Source organism: Moritella sp. F3 (assembly GCF_015082335.1).
Classification (GTDB): domain Bacteria; phylum Pseudomonadota; class Gammaproteobacteria; order Enterobacterales; family Moritellaceae; genus Moritella.
In genome coordinates, this window is record NZ_BLRL01000004.1 from 245,338 (window position 1) to 260,249 (window position 14,912).

Consider the following 14,912-nt stretch of genomic DNA (forward strand, 5'->3'; position numbering starts at 1 on the left):
AATAGTGCAAACATTGTCAAATGAAGTATATAGCCGTTTTAGTGAGTTTCTTGAGATTCAGTGCGGTATTGTATTAGGGCAAAATAAACAATATTTAGTTAAAAGTCGTTTATTGCCACTATTGGCAAAGCATAAGATGAACAGCTTAACTGAGTTAGTACAAAAGTCGATGACCATGTTAGCGCGTGATTTACGTAATGATGTTATTGATGCGATGACGACGAATGAAACGTTATGGTTTCGCGACGTGTATCCGTTTGAGTATTTACAAGCTAAGATCTTACCTGAGTTTATCAATAAAGGTCAGCCGGTAAAAATATGGTCAGCGGCATCATCGTCTGGTCAAGAACCGTTTTCGATTGCGATGTCTGCGATCGAAACACAGGAAAGAATTAAGCGCATGGGTAAACCTAACGTGCAAATTGTCGGTACGGATATTTCGCCGACCATGATTACGCACTGTAAAGAAGGGGTTTATGATCGCCTTGCTCTTGGACGTGGTCTATCACCTGAGCGTAAACGTCAGTTCTTTAGTGTATTGCCTGATGACAAAATGAAGGTGAATCGTGAGGTTCAGCAATTAACATCATTTCGTGAAATCAACTTGCTAGAAAGTTATGCTTTGTTGGGAAAATTTGACATCATTTTTTGCCGAAATGTACTTATTTATTTTTCACCAAAGATTAAAAGTCAGATCCTGAATCAATTTGCCGCATCGTTAAAACCGGGTGGTTATTTATTTTTAGGTGCATCTGAGTCATTAACAGGCCTAACAGATAAATTCGAAATGGTCCGTTGTAATCCTGGCATTGTTTACAAGCTTAAATAATCTATCTTGCGGTGAGTTAGCGCATGAACATGGATGTTCATTTATTGGCGGTAACTAGCCCAAATACAGCGTCAAAAAATTGTTTTACAACGCTTTTTCTTTATCTCTTCATTTAATCCTGCTCTACCCCTCTTGTAATACTCCCTTGTGATAATTTAATGCAAACTTTAAGTCATTGCTTTTTATGGTTAAATTTTTTTAATTTGATTTTACAATAATGCAGGCAATAAAAATTATTTTTGTGGCACATATGTTGCTTTTATCATTTGTATCATCGTAATTATCATGCGATTGATTACGATATAAATGTTTAGGAGGCGTTCATGGCTATTAATTTTGATAATGCATTAGGTATACACCAGTATTCTGTCGGCGTAAGAGAACGACGCGCAGAAGTACTCGCGAGTAATATCGCCAATGCGGATACCCCAGGTTTTAAAGCCAAAGATTTAACCTTTAAGGATGCATTAGCAAGTGCAACTCAGGGGTCTAGCTTTAACTTATCAAATACCAGTGAGCGTCATATATCAGGTGGCAGAGGTATTGCATCTGATTTGCAATTTAGAGTCCCTAACCAACCCGATACCGGTGACGGCAATACTGTTGATGTGCAAGAAGAGCGTTCTAACTTCATGCAAAACAGTATGGAATATCAAGCATCACTGTCATTCTTAAGCAGCAAGTTTCAAACACTGAGCAAGGCAATTAAAGGACAATAATTATGAGTTTATTTCGAGTCTTTGATGTTGCCGGTTCGGCAATGAGTGCACAATCAGTACGTTTAAATACTACCGCGAGTAATCTTGCTAACGCAAATAGTGTGAGTAGCAGTGCTGATGAAACGTATAAAGCCCGTTATCCAATCTTCCAAGCACAATTAGATCAGGCTAATGCAGCTCAAAATGAAGCAGTTGGCGTGAATGTTGCAGGGATTGTAGAGAGTGATGCACCATTAGTTAATGAGTTTAATCCTAATCATCCATTGGCAGACGAAGATGGTTATGTATATCGCCCTAATGTAAACGTTATGGAAGAGATGGCCAACATGATTAGCGCATCTCGTTCATACCAAACTAACGTGCAAATAGCTGATTCTGCTAAACAAATGTTAACTAAAACATTGGCGTTAGGTAAAGGTTAATAGAGGTATTTGGTTGTGACGACAATTAGCAATAACATAGCTGACTTTAGCAGTCAGTTTAAAACCGAGAAAAAGGATGCGGCAGAGCAGGCGGCAGAAACTACCCGCAAAGAGCTCGGCCAAGAAGACTTTTTCTCGTTACTTACGCAAGAACTGGCTTATCAAGACCCGTTCAAACCGGTAGAAAACTCGGAGATGGTGGCGCAAATGGCGTCGTTTACCACCGCTGATGGTATTTCTAAGATGGACAGTAAGTTTGAGCAGTTAAATACGATCATGAGCTCGAACCAAGCACTGCAAGCGTCAAGTTTAGTCGGTAGCAAGGTACTTGCGCCTGCATCGTCGGCATTTTTATCTGCGGATGAGAATGTATCTGGACGTATTGATTTACCGCAGGGCGCACCTAATATGCGCTTACAAATAGCCAACCAAGTTGGTGAAGTGGTTAAAGTGATTGATATGGGTGAACAGAAGGCCGGTGCAATTCCTTTTGATTGGGACGGCACTGACATGAACGGCAATAAAGTGGCGGAAGGAAGTTACCGCTTGAAGGCATCAGCGTCGATAGACGGCAATGCCCAAGACCTTAAAATATTAAGTTTCCAGCATGTTGAAAGCGTTAACATTGGTAATACTGGTAACGGCATTATGCTGAACTTAAAAGGCATGGGTAGCTTACCATTGAGCCAAGCAACAGAAGTAGCCTCGAAAAATTATTAAATTTATTGAATAAAAGGAAAATTTATGTCATTTAACATCGCCTTGAGTGGGATCAACGCTGCTCAGAAAGACCTTAATACAACGGCAAATAACATTGCTAACGTTAATACCACGGGTTTTAAAGAGTCGCGCGCTGAGTTTGGTGATGTGTATGCAACATCGATTTTCTCTAATGCTAAAACATCGGTTGGTAACGGTGTGGCAACTGCTCATGTTGCGCAGCAGTTTCAACAAGGTAGCTTGAATTTCACCGAGAACTCGCTGGATTTAGCGATTAACGGTAATGGTTTCTTTGTTATGTCAGACGGTCTTGAATCAATGGATCGTAACTACACGCGTGCTGGTGCATTTAAATTAGATTCAAATAGTTTTGTGACTAACTCGGCGGGTAATTATCTACAAGTTTATGATGTGAATGATGATGGTTCTCCAAAAGCGGTGAGCATGGCGTCAACAAAACCGCTGCAAATACCTGATACCGCAGGTGTACCAGAATCAACGAGTAACGTTGATATGACAATGAATTTACCAGCTACTTCACCAGTATTAGATCCGACGAAGTTTGATCCGGCAGATAGTACGACGTTCACATCAGCGACGTCAGTATCAATTTATGATTCACTCGGTGAGTCACATACTTTGTCTACTTATTACATTAAAGATGGTACAGCGGGTGCACCTGCAAACTCTTGGTTAGAGTTTAACTATGTGGATGACCAACCAATTGATATCGTGGGTGGCCAAGCTGTGGCTGCTGCGCCTGGTACACCAGCTAAACCGGCTGCGTTAAGACTGACGTTTGATTCATCTGGTTTATTACAACAACAGCTGCCAGCCATTGCTGAGACTGTGCCACTCGGCGCGATTTTAACCAATGGTGCGGATACCACTCAGACTGTTAAAATCAATATTAATAATCCGACTCAGTTTGCTTCTGCGTTTGAAGTAACAAAATTAGAACAAGACGGCGCGACAGTAGGGCGTTTGACCGGTATTGATATCGGCCCTGATGGTATGGTTGCGGCGAGTTACAGTAATGGCCGTAATGATAAGTTAGGTATGATTGCCATGGCTAAGTTTGCTAACGAACAAGGTCTAAGCCAAACAGGTGATACCGGCTGGCGTGCATCGCAACTTTCAGGTAATGCGATCGCAGGTGAAGCGAACTCTGGTACCTTTGGTAAAATTAATTCATCGGCACTCGAACAGTCAAATGTAAACTTGACCAGTGAACTGGTTGACTTAATTACGGCACAACGTAACTACCAGGCTAACTCAAGAACCTTAGAAGTGAACTCTAAACTGCAAGATACGGTATTACAGATCCGTTAACGTAGCGGGTTGATAAGCCATTTTGATAAAAAGCCACCCTATTTAGGGTGGCTTTTTCATTTTGGCACTTTAATTGCTTTATCACTGGTATTAGACGGGTAATTAACGATTTCAACGAAAAGTGACAGAGGATTGACGAATGGACAATATGCTTTATATCTCGATGTCGGGTGCCAAAGAAAATATGAATGCATTGGCTGTTCGTGCCAATAATATCGCCAATGTGAATACGCATGGCTTTAAATCTGATTTTGAACAAGCACGTTCAATGCAAGCTTTTGGTGAAGGCCTACCTACTCGTGTATTTGCGATCACTGAAAGCCCTGGGCAAGACTTTACCGGTGGTGCATTACAACAGACCGGCAATGCATTGGATGTTGCGATCCAAGGCGATGGTTGGTTAAGTGTCATGGATGATCAGAATAAAGAAAGCTATACCCGTAGTGGCAGTTTACACATGGGCCCTACAGGTGAGTTATTAACATCATCAGGTCGTCCTGTTATCGGTGAAAATGGTCCTATCGTTATACCGACACCCGTTGAACAAATTAAAATTCATGCTGATGGTCGTATCGAGATCCGTCCGCAAGGCGCACCAGCAAACGCATTGGAAGAAGTTGATCAATTAAAATTGGTCAACCCCGATGTTCGCAATTTAGTGAAAGGCTATGATGGTATGTTTCGACAAGCTGACGGCACGCCTGCCGCAGTTGATTTAAACGTCCAAGTGGCAGGTGGTGCACTAGAAACCAGTAATGTAAGTGCTGTTGGTGAACTCACCGGCATGATTAATCTGCAACGTCAGTTTGAAATGCAGATCAAAATGATGAAGACAGCAGAAGAGAATGACAAAGCATCAGATTCACTATTACGGATCAGCTAATTCTCATTGATGAGTCCACGAACAGTATAAATTAGACGAGGAAAACGTTATGAATCCGGCATTATGGATAAGTAAGACAGGCTTAGAAGCACAGCAAACAAATATTTCAACCATTTCAAATAACTTGGCCAATGCCAGCACCGTTGGTTTTAAGAAAGAACGCGCAATTTTTGAAGATTTGCTCTACCAAGCGGTGAATCAACCGGGTGGTCAATCGACTCAAAACACGAAATTACCATCAGGTTTAATGGTTGGTTCGGGTGCGCGAGTTGTGGCAACGCAAAAAGATCACTCACAAGGTAACATGCTAACGACAGATAATTCGTTAGACATGATGGTGAGTGGCCGTGGTTTCTTCGAAATTGAAATGCCAGATGGTACTACGTCATATACCCGTAACGGTCAATTTACCTTAAATGATGAAGGGATTATTGTGACTCCGGGTACTGGTTATCCGTTACAACCACAGATTCAAATTCCAGCTGACGCGCAAACGGTGACAGTATCGGAAGACGGTGAGATCTCCGTCAGCCTACCTGGGCAAACGAACAATCAAACCGTCGGCCAGATTAATATTTCTGACTTTGTTAACCCTGGTGGTTTACAGCCTATTGGACAAAATATGTATATCCAAACGGGTGCCAGTGGTGATCCGGTACAGGGCTTACCAAGTAATGAAGGCTTGGGTAAATTAGTGCAGGGTGCGATTGAGACATCGAACGTCAACGTAACGGAAGAATTAGTGAACCTGATTGAAAGTCAGCGTGTATACGAAATGAATTCCAAAGTAATATCAGCCGTTGATGAAATGCTAAGTTACACCAATCAACAGCTTTAATTTAGCTACAATATAGTTAACCGTTAACTCTTATGATCGAGAATTGTTATGCGTAATTTTATCTTTGCTGTTTTTGTGCTTATGCAACTTGCTGGTTGTTCGTCTTTAGTTAAAGTAAAAGAAAATGTGGTCACTAAAAATCAAGATGCCACTAAAACTGAAGACGCGAAAGAACCTGCTGATGTGAATGAAACACCACAGCAAGATTCACCTGATTATGCACCGATTGTACCCGATGATAATCCTGTACAAGCAAAAGTGACGGGTTCGTTATTTAATCCGCAATACAATAATAATATTTTTTCAGACATTAAAGCACGTCGTGTCGGCGATATTATCACTGTGACATTAACAGAATCGACGAGTGCTAAAAAACAGGCCAGCTCAAATCTAGGCAAAGACAATTCATTCGAACTAGACCCAGTCAGTTTGGGTGGCGAAGATGTAGTGATCGGTGGTTATAAAATCGAAGGTAGTCTAAACCAAACCAGTTCTTTTTCGGGTAACGGTTCGGCTGATCAAAGTAACAGCTTAGAGGGTAATATTTCAGTCACAGTTGTCCGTGTACTACCCAATAACAACCTCGTCATACGGGGTGAGAAATGGTTAATGCTCAATAATGGTAATGAATTTATTCGCCTTACTGGTTTATTGCGTCCACAAGATGTAGACGCTGACAATAAAGTTAATTCAGCGCTGATCGCGAATGCTCGAATTCAATATGGCGCGGTTGATGATTTAGGCGAGGCGCAAATACAAGGCTGGGCAACTAAATTCCTTAACGGCAGCACATGGCCTTTCTAAGCTATATTTAATGTAGATGTAGATGTAGATGTAGATATCAAGCGTATATCGTAATGATGCCAGCTCTAATATATTCAGACCAGGTGTGTAAACGACATCTTGGTATGACAATTGCTTTTAGCTATATAACTGAGATTATTTAGCCGTTGTCATAATTTTGGCAGTTAAAATACAAACCAAAATAATGACAGGGCAGCAAATAATGACAATTTTTATAGCACAGGTTATCTAGATGAAACTATCAACACGGATCAAGTTAGCAACTCAAGTTAAGCTACAGCAAAATATATTGCTGGGGATGAGTATTGTCTTGTTAAGCTTTTTTGTGCTTACCATTAATTCCGCTAATGCTGCTCGCATTAAAGATATTAGTTCTGTGCAAGGCGTTCGAGATAACCAATTAATCGGTTATGGTCTGGTTGTTGGTCTACCGGGTACCGGTGAGAAAAGTAACGCCTTTTCTGAGCAAAGTTTTAAAACCATGTTGAATAACTTTGGCATCACCATGCCAGAAGGTGCGAAAGTCAAAATTAAAAACGTGGCTCCTGTTGCGGTGAGTGCGGTATTACCAGCATTTACCAAACCAGGTCAAACCATCGATGTGACTGTTGCTGCTATTGGTGAAGCAAAGAGCTTACGTGGTGGTTTATTACTGCAAACGTTCCTGAAAGGTGCTGATGGCCAGGTGTATGCATTAGCACAAGGTAGCTTGGTTGTTGGTGGTCTTGGTGTTGAAGGCCGAGATGGTTCTCAGATAACAGTGAATACCCCGACTGTTGGCCGTATTAGTAGTGGTGCTATTGTGGAGAAAGAAGTTCCGACACCATTTGGTGATGGTGACTTTCTGACATTCAATTTACATCGTGGTGATTTTTCTAACGCCAAACGTTTATCGGATGCAATTAACAATCTTGTAGGCCCTAATACCGCTTACCCTATGGATGCAACGTCAGTGCGTGTGCTCGCACCACGTGATATTTCACAGCGTGTGGCTTACTTGGCGACATTGGAAAACCTCGAATTAAAAATGGCGGATGAATCAGCCAAAATTATTGTTAACTCTCGTACTGGTACTATTGTTATTGGTCAAAATGTCCAGCTTAAACCAGCCGCGATAACCCATGGCGGTTTGACCGTGACCATTAATGAAACGCAAGAAGTATCACAGCCGAATGCGTTTGCTAACGGCGAAACAGTCGTGACCAATAAATCGACCATTAATGTGACGCAAGAAGATGCGCGTATGTTTAAGTTAGATGCAGGCGCGACCCTCGATGATTTGATCCGTGCTGTAAACCAGGTCGGTATTGCGCCGGGTGACTTAATGTCCATTTTAGAAGCGCTGAAGGATGCAGGGGCGCTGGACGGGCAATTGATTATTATTTAAGGCGATAAGCTAGCTCAGTTTAAATCTGTTGTTGGATCCGTTATGTAAAAGCGCTATACCCCTGATGTGGTTTAGCGCTTTTTTGTGCCTATTTTTTATTAATCCGTTAGTTGGTCTAAGAATTGCTTTGTTATCTATGACGATTAGCGTTAATCCGTTTTTTACATCTTAAGTTGTTGATTCTATTGTTTTGAATAGCGACAGATAAATGGCAGTGATATTGACTTATATATTTTGTAGCAGAATAACTGACTGAAAAATAACGATCTAAACTAATCACTTGAAATAACGATCTAAATAATACAATCGAAAAAAGTAACGGGCTGGGTATGGATAATTCATTTAAAACAAATGTGAACAGTAACGTCTTAGATACGCATAATCTGGATTCTTTGCGTAAGCGTGCGCAAGGCAATGATGAAGGTGCGTTAAAAGAAGTCGCGCAGCAATTTGAATCTTTGTTTACCAACATGCTGATGAAAAGTATGCGTGAAGCCAATGCCGCATTTGAAACCGACAGCCCAATGAATAATAACTACACCCAGTTTTATCGTGACATGCAAGATAAGCAGATGGCCGCAGATATGAGCCAAACAGGTAGCCTAGGATTAGCAGACGTCATTGTTAAGCAGTTATCCAATGATGGCGGCAATTATATGCCAGCTTCGTCATTAAATGGTGATACCAACCCATTACAGAACCTGAAAGCGAATAAGGCTGATGGGACTGCAGAAAAGGCGCTACCGGAAGAGAGCAAAAGTCTAGCAATCCCCGCAGTTGATGCAGACGGCAACCCGAACGACGATACCGCACAGGCTGTAAACCCTTTAGCAGGCACAACCCCTTTAGCAGCTGCAGCGCCAAAAATGCAGTTCAATAGCCCTGAAGAATTTGTTGCTTCACTTGCCCCTTTTGCTGATGTCGTTGCCAAGCGTTTGAACGTATCTCCTGATGTGTTACTTGCGCAAGCGGCGCTAGAAACAGGCTGGGGTAAGAAAGTCTCTACAGATAACAAAGGCGATAGTTCGCATAACCTATTCAATATTAAAGCTGATAAACGTTGGGAAGGTCCGACGGCAAGTGTGGATACGTTAGAGTTTAAAGACGGTGTGGCCAAACGTGAAAATCATCAATTTAGAAGTTATCAAGACTTCCAATCGAGCTTTAATGATTTTGCTAACTTCTTGCAATCGGGTGACCGTTATAGTGACGCATTAAGTAATTCTGCAGACTCGGCACAGTTCTTGAATGGTTTACAACAAGCGGGTTATGCCACGGACCCTAATTATGCAGCGAAAATACAGAATGTGATGAAACATGATGCATTTAAATAACGCTGGTTAATGTCGTGGTAGCGTAAAGCAATCTTATTTTTGAGTGATGAACTAATAGTTAGGGCTATAATCTGATGGCGAATTTATTACAAATAGGTACTTCTGGTGTGCTTGGTCACCAGCAAATGCTTCAGACCACAGGTAATAACATTTCGAATGTTAATACCGATGGTTATAGCCGTCAGCGTACCCAGCATAATTCGCAAACCGATAACATGGGGCTTGCTCGTTCAGTTACCGGCCGAGAAGTGGATAAATTTGCGCAAGCTGAATTATTAATTGATACCAGCGCTTTTGGTAACAAAGAAAAATTCCTGGCGGAAATCACCCGCACCGATCAAGTACTATCTGATAAATCGAATAACATGGCTGCAGGTGTATCACAGTTATTTGAATCTTTTCATACCGCCAATGATGATCCTACGTCCATCTCAAATCGTCAACTTGCTGTCACCGATGCAAAAACGTTAGCGGCAAGTTTTCGTAATGTCGGTGAGCAATTAAATAACCAAGCACAAACCGCTAACAGTGAAATAGCTGAAAAACCCGCACTACTGAATTCACTGATTCAAGATGTACATGGTTTGAATAAGCAGGTAATGATCGCAGACGGTACATCTCGTGGCGCCTCTGGAACATTACTTGATCAGCGAGATGTGGCGATAGAGTCATTAGCAAAAGAGCTAGATATATCAACGATTGTGAATGATAACAAAAGCATCTCAATTAATTTACTGAATGGCCAGCCCTTGGTCATGCAAAACAATGTCAGCCAATTTTCTACTGTGACAGGTGATCCCGAGTCTAATAATGTAGAACTGGTATTGAATATTGATAAAAATACCATGCCTTTGCAAAACACGAATCTTGGTGGCCGAATTGGCGCTTTACTTGAATTTCGTGATGAAACTGTTTATTCATCATTGCGAGAAATTGGCCAGTTGAGCCTGGGTATTGCAGATGCAGTAAATAGTCAAAATAAAATGGGGTTGGACTTGAACGGTAATATGGGCAAAGACATATACACCATTCCACCAACGCAAGCTAAGCACTTTTCAGATAACTCGAACCCAGCGCATGTGATTAATTCTAAGATGATTGCAGGTGAGGGCAGTTCGTTAACGACTAGCCAATATCAGATCTCGATGACGAGTCCGATGACCTTTGATATCTTTGAAATTAAAAACGGTGAACGTAGCACTAATCCACTCGCCGTTAATGGTGCTTATCCTGGTCCTGTTGAAGTAACAGACCATGGCTTTGAAGTTGACTTTTCTGCTGCGGCTGGTGGTTTTCAAAGCGGTGATAAATTTTTAATGAGCCCGACATTATTCAATCTTGATGACTATGACATTATCAATACGCAACCGGAAGATATTGCTTTAGCATCGATTTTACAAACTAAGACTGGCGTAACGAATACGACGATGAGTCGACTTGCGGTGACGGAAATATCGGACGCGAGCTTATCTTTTTCGAATAATGATTTAAGCCTGACGGCGCCGCAACAAATCACTGTAAACAATAGTGGTGATTTTGATATTTTCGATGGTAACGGCACATACATGGCAACGAGTTCAGGTGCGTTAAATGGCCAAAACTTATTTAGTAATGCCGTCCCACCATTAAACCCAGGTGTGGGTTATGAAATTAAAATGGATGGCAAGCCAAACCCTGGTGAAAGTTTTACTTTGGCTTATAACCGAGATTCGATAGCAGATAACAGCAACGGTTTAAGACTTGCCGGTTTAGAAAATGACGATAAGTTACGAAAGAATCATAATAATAACGGTGAAAATCAGATGACGTTTGCCGAGGGTATTGCAACCTTAATCTCTACAGTCGGTAACCAAACTCGTGCGGCACGGGTTGATTCATCTGCCAATCAAGCCAAGTTAATACAGAGCCAAAATTGGGTTGAAAGTGTTTCTGGCGTCAATTTAGATGAAGAAGCGGCAAATATGGTGCGCTATGAGCAAGCTTACAATGCTTCGGCACAAGTCGTTAATATTTCAAAAGAAATATTTGACACTATTCTGAATGCGGCGAGGTAATCGAGATGAGAATAACCAACAATCAAATCTTTTCACGTTCGATGCAAGATATGTCACAAACGCAAAAACGTTTAAATACAGCGCATTCACAAGTGACATCACAAGAGAAGTTCAGAACCTCGGGTGACGCACCAGCTGAAGTGGCTAAATCAAATTATCTGAATGATGAAATCAAAAAAAATACCCAGTACCAGACCAATGGATTAATGCTTAAAGGTACATTGGGGTTAGAAGAAACAACCCTTAACAATTTACACACAGCCATGGAACGTGGTCGTGTGCTCTCTGTTCGAGCGCTCAATGGTACAGTTGATAGTCAAGATAGGTTTGCAATTTCATTAGAAATTGGCCAAGTACAAAAAGAAGTGTTCAGCTTAGTAAATACTAAAAATGCCAATGGTGATTTCATTTTTTCAGGCACGACTGCGCATTTACAAGCATATGCAAAAGATGAGCAAACAGGGCAATACACTTACCGTGGTAATGAACAAGATAATGATATTCAAATTGCCACCAATGTTTATGTAAATAGTGGTGATAACGGCAAGCGTGTTTTTGAGTCAGCGCCAGCGCGATTAATTATGAATACCAGTAATCTGGTCGGTAATGTCAGTGCGGTAGAGACTGAAGTGATTAATCAAGGGCAGTTCGATAACTTCCATGCCAGTAATTATGATCATAATAACCCAGCTAATAATACCTTCAAGCTTAATGTTATCGCCCCCCTGATACCGGGTAATAGCGATACGTTTGAAGTACTTGATAGTAGTAATACGGTATTACAAAGCGGTAATTTCACATCAGATCAAGGCATTCAATTTAATGGTGTCAAGATTATGGCTACAGGTAGCGCAGTGGGGAGTGTCGATATTTCGTTATCGCCACCTCACAATGACAATATTTTGAACACGCTTGAAACCTTAAAAGAATCATTACTTGACACTTCTCTCTCGAAAGAGGGCTTTCGGGAAAGAATGGCTGATGCTCAAGTCGGTATTGAGAATGCGAAATACTCGGTGATGTCAACGATGTCAACGATTGGTGGTCGTAACAACACGATTGAACGTGTTACTGAATCAAATGAATCATTTAAGGTTATTAACCAGGAAGCGATGGCAATTCTTACCGAGGCAGATCTTGCCGCGGCAATGACAGACCTGACTAAAGAGCAGAATGTTTTAGAGATGAGTTACAAGTCATTTAACAAAATCAATAACTTAAGCTTATTTAATTCGATTGCTTAATTTGGCACACAATTTGCAATTTATTTAATCAATGAACATATAATAATTTATAGACTAACCGTTAAGCACGACTTCAATGAAAATCATGTCATTGCTTAATCACGTTATATACAGAGGGAAAACGAATGGCTATATATGTAAATACTAACGTTGCATCTTTAAACTCGCAGCGTAATCTAACGAATTCAACAAATGATCTACAAACTTCATTTGAACGTTTATCATCGGGTAAACGTGTCAACTCAGCTGCGGATGATGCTGCGGGTTTACAAATTGGCTCTCGTTTAGAAGCACAAGTGAACGGCTTAAATCAAGGCGCTCGAAATGCCAATGACGGTATCTCAATGGCGCAAACTGCTGAAGGTGCGTTAGACGAAACAACAAACATGTTGCAACGTATGCGTGTTCTTTCAATTCAATCAGCGAATGGTTCGAATAGTGCGGCTGACCGAACTGCGTTAGATAAAGAATTTGGTCAATTAAAAGACGAGATTAATCGTGTTGCAAAAGACACTACATTTGGTGGTGAGACGCTGCTTGATGCATCGTTTAATAATGACTTCCAAGTTGGTGCTGATGCTAACCAAGTTATTAATGTTAAAATTACGACAGCAATGAATACGACAGGTTTATCGATTAACTCTGCAAGTATTGCTTCTTCGGGTACTGCGCAAGGCGCGATTGCTGATTTAGACAGTGCGATTGCACAGGTAACTGATATTCGAGCTGACCTGGGTGCTAAACAAAACCGTTTCTCATCAACTATTCGTAACGTAACGAATATTGCTGAAAATGTATCAGCGTCTAAATCACGTATTATGGATGCTGACTTTGCTGCTGAATCTGCACAGCTTGCGCAAAATCAAGTATCGCAACAAGCAGCGAGTACGATGCTAAGTCAAGCGAATCAGCAATCACAAGTTGCTATGTCGCTATTAGGCTAAGAGGGCGGGCTCCCTCTGGCCCCTTTTGGGGCCGCCTAATATATTGCTTTTACCTATATCCTTATCGCGACAGCCCTTATTAAGCGTATAGGTAAAAGTATTTTCTTTCCCTTTATCTCCTTCTATTACCCTTCTTCCAGCACTATTACTACTGACTAACCATCTTCGTTTTACTTATGCCTATGTTCGACGTTTATTTCACTCGCCCGAGTCATACAGTGCCACTTCCCTTATTTCAACTAACGTACATATACCTGCAAACTATTTGTTTCCTTGGCATATTCCCGCCACTTGGGCGGCAATTTTTTGGCTTTGACGGAAAGTGTAAGGGTTAGAAGTGGCATTGATATAATTAAAGTCATATAAATCAATTTTAAATTTATTTAAAGTTAAGTAAAATCAATGGTTTGTAATATTGTTGTTAGCTTGTTTAGTATTTGGCACAGTGATTGCTATATCTTTAGATATATAAAATTAATTTAATTTGAAATAGCGAAGAAGGAAGATACCGTGGCCTTATATGTAAATACAAATGTAGCATCTTTAAATTCACAACGTAATTTGACGAATTCTACAAATGCGTTACAAACATCATTTGAGCGCCTATCTTCTGGTAAGCGTATTAACTCAGCGGCTGATGACGCAGCAGGTCTGCAAATCGGTTCTCGTCTAGAGTCTCAGGTAAACGGCTTGAATCAAGCGTCACGAAATGCCAATGATGGTATTTCTCTTGCGCAAACAGCGGAAGGGGCACTAGACGAAACAACGAATATGCTACAGCGTATGCGTGTGCTGTCAATTCAATCTGCCAATGGTTCAAACAGTGATGCTGATCGTGTTGCACTTGATAAAGAGTTTGGTCAGTTGCAAGAAGAACTTAACCGTGTTGCTGACGATACAACATTCGGTGGTATGGATTTACTTAACGCGACCTTTGATCAAGATTTTCAAATCGGTCCCGATGCCAATCAAATTATTAATGTAAAAATTACCACGAATACCAATGCCGCAGGTCTAGGTGTTGGTTCAACAATGGCTAACCTACTCGTGGCAACGGCCGCACAGGACGCTATTACAGATATTGATTCAGCGATTGCAACGGTAACGGACATTCGCGCAGACTTAGGTGCGAAACAAAATCGTTTTTCTTCGACTATTCGTAATCTGTCTAATATTTCAGAGAATGTGTCAGCGTCTAAATCACGTATTATGGATGCAGACTTTGCCGCAGAATCAGCAAAACTGGCGCAAAACCAAGTATCACAACAAGCGGCAAGTACTATGCTTAGTCAAGCTAATCAGCAATCACAAGTGGCAATGTCATTACTGCAAGGCTAATTGTAGTAACGTTAATGATATTCTTATTTTGGCTCGCAAGAGCCAAAATAGTACTGCACTAAAT

General features: G+C 41.1%; 14 protein-coding genes. All 14 read left to right on the plus strand.

Features of this window, described 5'->3' with window-relative positions; translation table 11 throughout:
* Nucleotides 1–4 precede the first annotated feature (4 nt).
* The 14 genes from JFU56_RS09625 to JFU56_RS09690 all read left to right on the plus strand — a co-directional run bounded on the left by JFU56_RS09625 (nucleotide 5) and on the right by JFU56_RS09690 (nucleotide 14,848).
* Nucleotides 5–829 (plus strand): protein-glutamate O-methyltransferase CheR, encoded by an 825-nt coding sequence (locus JFU56_RS09625; RefSeq protein WP_198437075.1) that lies wholly within the window; start codon nucleotides 5–7, stop codon nucleotides 827–829.
* A 323-nt stretch (nucleotides 830–1,152) separates the two neighbouring features.
* Entirely contained in the window at nucleotides 1,153–1,548 is a 396-nt protein-coding gene (flgB, locus tag JFU56_RS09630; protein ID WP_019440863.1) for a flagellar basal body rod protein FlgB, read from the plus strand.
* A gap of 2 nt (nucleotides 1,549–1,550) precedes the next feature.
* A complete protein-coding gene (flgC, locus tag JFU56_RS09635) occupies nucleotides 1,551–1,970 on the plus strand; it encodes a flagellar basal body rod protein FlgC (RefSeq protein ID WP_198437076.1) in 420 nt (139 codons plus the stop codon).
* 15 nt (nucleotides 1,971–1,985) lie between these two features.
* A complete protein-coding gene (locus tag JFU56_RS09640; RefSeq protein ID WP_198437077.1) occupies nucleotides 1,986–2,690 on the plus strand; it encodes a flagellar hook assembly protein FlgD in 705 nt (234 codons plus the stop codon).
* A gap of 24 nt (nucleotides 2,691–2,714) precedes the next feature.
* Entirely contained in the window at nucleotides 2,715–4,022 is a 1,308-nt protein-coding gene (flgE, locus tag JFU56_RS09645; protein WP_198437078.1) for a flagellar hook protein FlgE, read from the plus strand.
* A gap of 139 nt (nucleotides 4,023–4,161) precedes the next feature.
* The gene (gene flgF, locus JFU56_RS09650) at nucleotides 4,162–4,905 is read left to right on the plus strand and encodes a flagellar basal-body rod protein FlgF (RefSeq protein WP_198437079.1); all 744 of its coding nucleotides are present in this window, start codon (nucleotides 4,162–4,164) and stop codon (nucleotides 4,903–4,905) included.
* Nucleotides 4,906–4,954: 49 nt separating this feature from the next.
* On the plus strand, nucleotides 4,955–5,743 hold the full coding sequence (flgG, locus tag JFU56_RS09655) for a flagellar basal-body rod protein FlgG (RefSeq protein WP_019440868.1): 789 nt from the start codon (nucleotides 4,955–4,957) through the stop codon (nucleotides 5,741–5,743).
* A gap of 48 nt (nucleotides 5,744–5,791) precedes the next feature.
* Nucleotides 5,792–6,547, plus strand: a complete 756-nt coding sequence (locus tag JFU56_RS09660) for a flagellar basal body L-ring protein FlgH (protein ID WP_198437080.1) — start codon at nucleotides 5,792–5,794, stop codon at nucleotides 6,545–6,547.
* Nucleotides 6,548–6,779: 232 nt separating this feature from the next.
* Nucleotides 6,780–7,934, plus strand: coding sequence for a flagellar basal body P-ring protein FlgI (locus JFU56_RS09665; RefSeq protein WP_198437081.1), 1,155 nt, complete (start codon nucleotides 6,780–6,782; stop codon nucleotides 7,932–7,934).
* 329 nt (nucleotides 7,935–8,263) lie between these two features.
* Complete coding sequence (gene flgJ, locus JFU56_RS09670; RefSeq protein ID WP_198437082.1) at nucleotides 8,264–9,268, plus strand: flagellar assembly peptidoglycan hydrolase FlgJ; 1,005 nt, start codon at nucleotides 8,264–8,266, stop codon at nucleotides 9,266–9,268.
* 74 nt (nucleotides 9,269–9,342) lie between these two features.
* Nucleotides 9,343–11,322, plus strand: a complete 1,980-nt coding sequence (locus JFU56_RS09675) for a flagellar basal body rod C-terminal domain-containing protein (protein ID WP_198437083.1) — start codon at nucleotides 9,343–9,345, stop codon at nucleotides 11,320–11,322.
* Between the two features lie 5 nt (nucleotides 11,323–11,327).
* Nucleotides 11,328–12,566, plus strand: coding sequence for a flagellar hook-associated protein FlgL (flgL, locus tag JFU56_RS09680; RefSeq protein ID WP_198437084.1), 1,239 nt, complete (start codon nucleotides 11,328–11,330; stop codon nucleotides 12,564–12,566).
* Between the two features lie 125 nt (nucleotides 12,567–12,691).
* On the plus strand, nucleotides 12,692–13,510 hold the full coding sequence (locus tag JFU56_RS09685) for a flagellin (protein WP_198437085.1): 819 nt from the start codon (nucleotides 12,692–12,694) through the stop codon (nucleotides 13,508–13,510).
* 510 nt (nucleotides 13,511–14,020) lie between these two features.
* A complete protein-coding gene (locus JFU56_RS09690) occupies nucleotides 14,021–14,848 on the plus strand; it encodes a flagellin (RefSeq protein WP_198437086.1) in 828 nt (275 codons plus the stop codon).
* Nucleotides 14,849–14,912: the final 64 nt, after the last annotated feature.

Coding starts and splice junctions, on each gene's coding strand:
- flgB (WP_019440863.1), top strand. CDS start 1,153: ATGGCTATTAATTTTGATAATGCATTAGGTATACACCAGTATTCTGTC.
- JFU56_RS09665 (WP_198437081.1), top strand. CDS start 6,780: ATGAAACTATCAACACGGATCAAGTTAGCAACTCAAGTTAAGCTACAG.
- flgE (WP_198437078.1), top strand. CDS start 2,715: ATGTCATTTAACATCGCCTTGAGTGGGATCAACGCTGCTCAGAAAGAC.
- flgF (WP_198437079.1), top strand. CDS start 4,162: ATGGACAATATGCTTTATATCTCGATGTCGGGTGCCAAAGAAAATATG.
- flgL (WP_198437084.1), top strand. CDS start 11,328: ATGAGAATAACCAACAATCAAATCTTTTCACGTTCGATGCAAGATATG.
- JFU56_RS09660 (WP_198437080.1), top strand. CDS start 5,792: ATGCGTAATTTTATCTTTGCTGTTTTTGTGCTTATGCAACTTGCTGGT.
- JFU56_RS09685 (WP_198437085.1), top strand. CDS start 12,692: ATGGCTATATATGTAAATACTAACGTTGCATCTTTAAACTCGCAGCGT.
- JFU56_RS09675 (WP_198437083.1), top strand. CDS start 9,343: ATGGCGAATTTATTACAAATAGGTACTTCTGGTGTGCTTGGTCACCAG.
- flgJ (WP_198437082.1), top strand. CDS start 8,264: ATGGATAATTCATTTAAAACAAATGTGAACAGTAACGTCTTAGATACG.
- flgG (WP_019440868.1), top strand. CDS start 4,955: ATGAATCCGGCATTATGGATAAGTAAGACAGGCTTAGAAGCACAGCAA.
- flgC (WP_198437076.1), top strand. CDS start 1,551: ATGAGTTTATTTCGAGTCTTTGATGTTGCCGGTTCGGCAATGAGTGCA.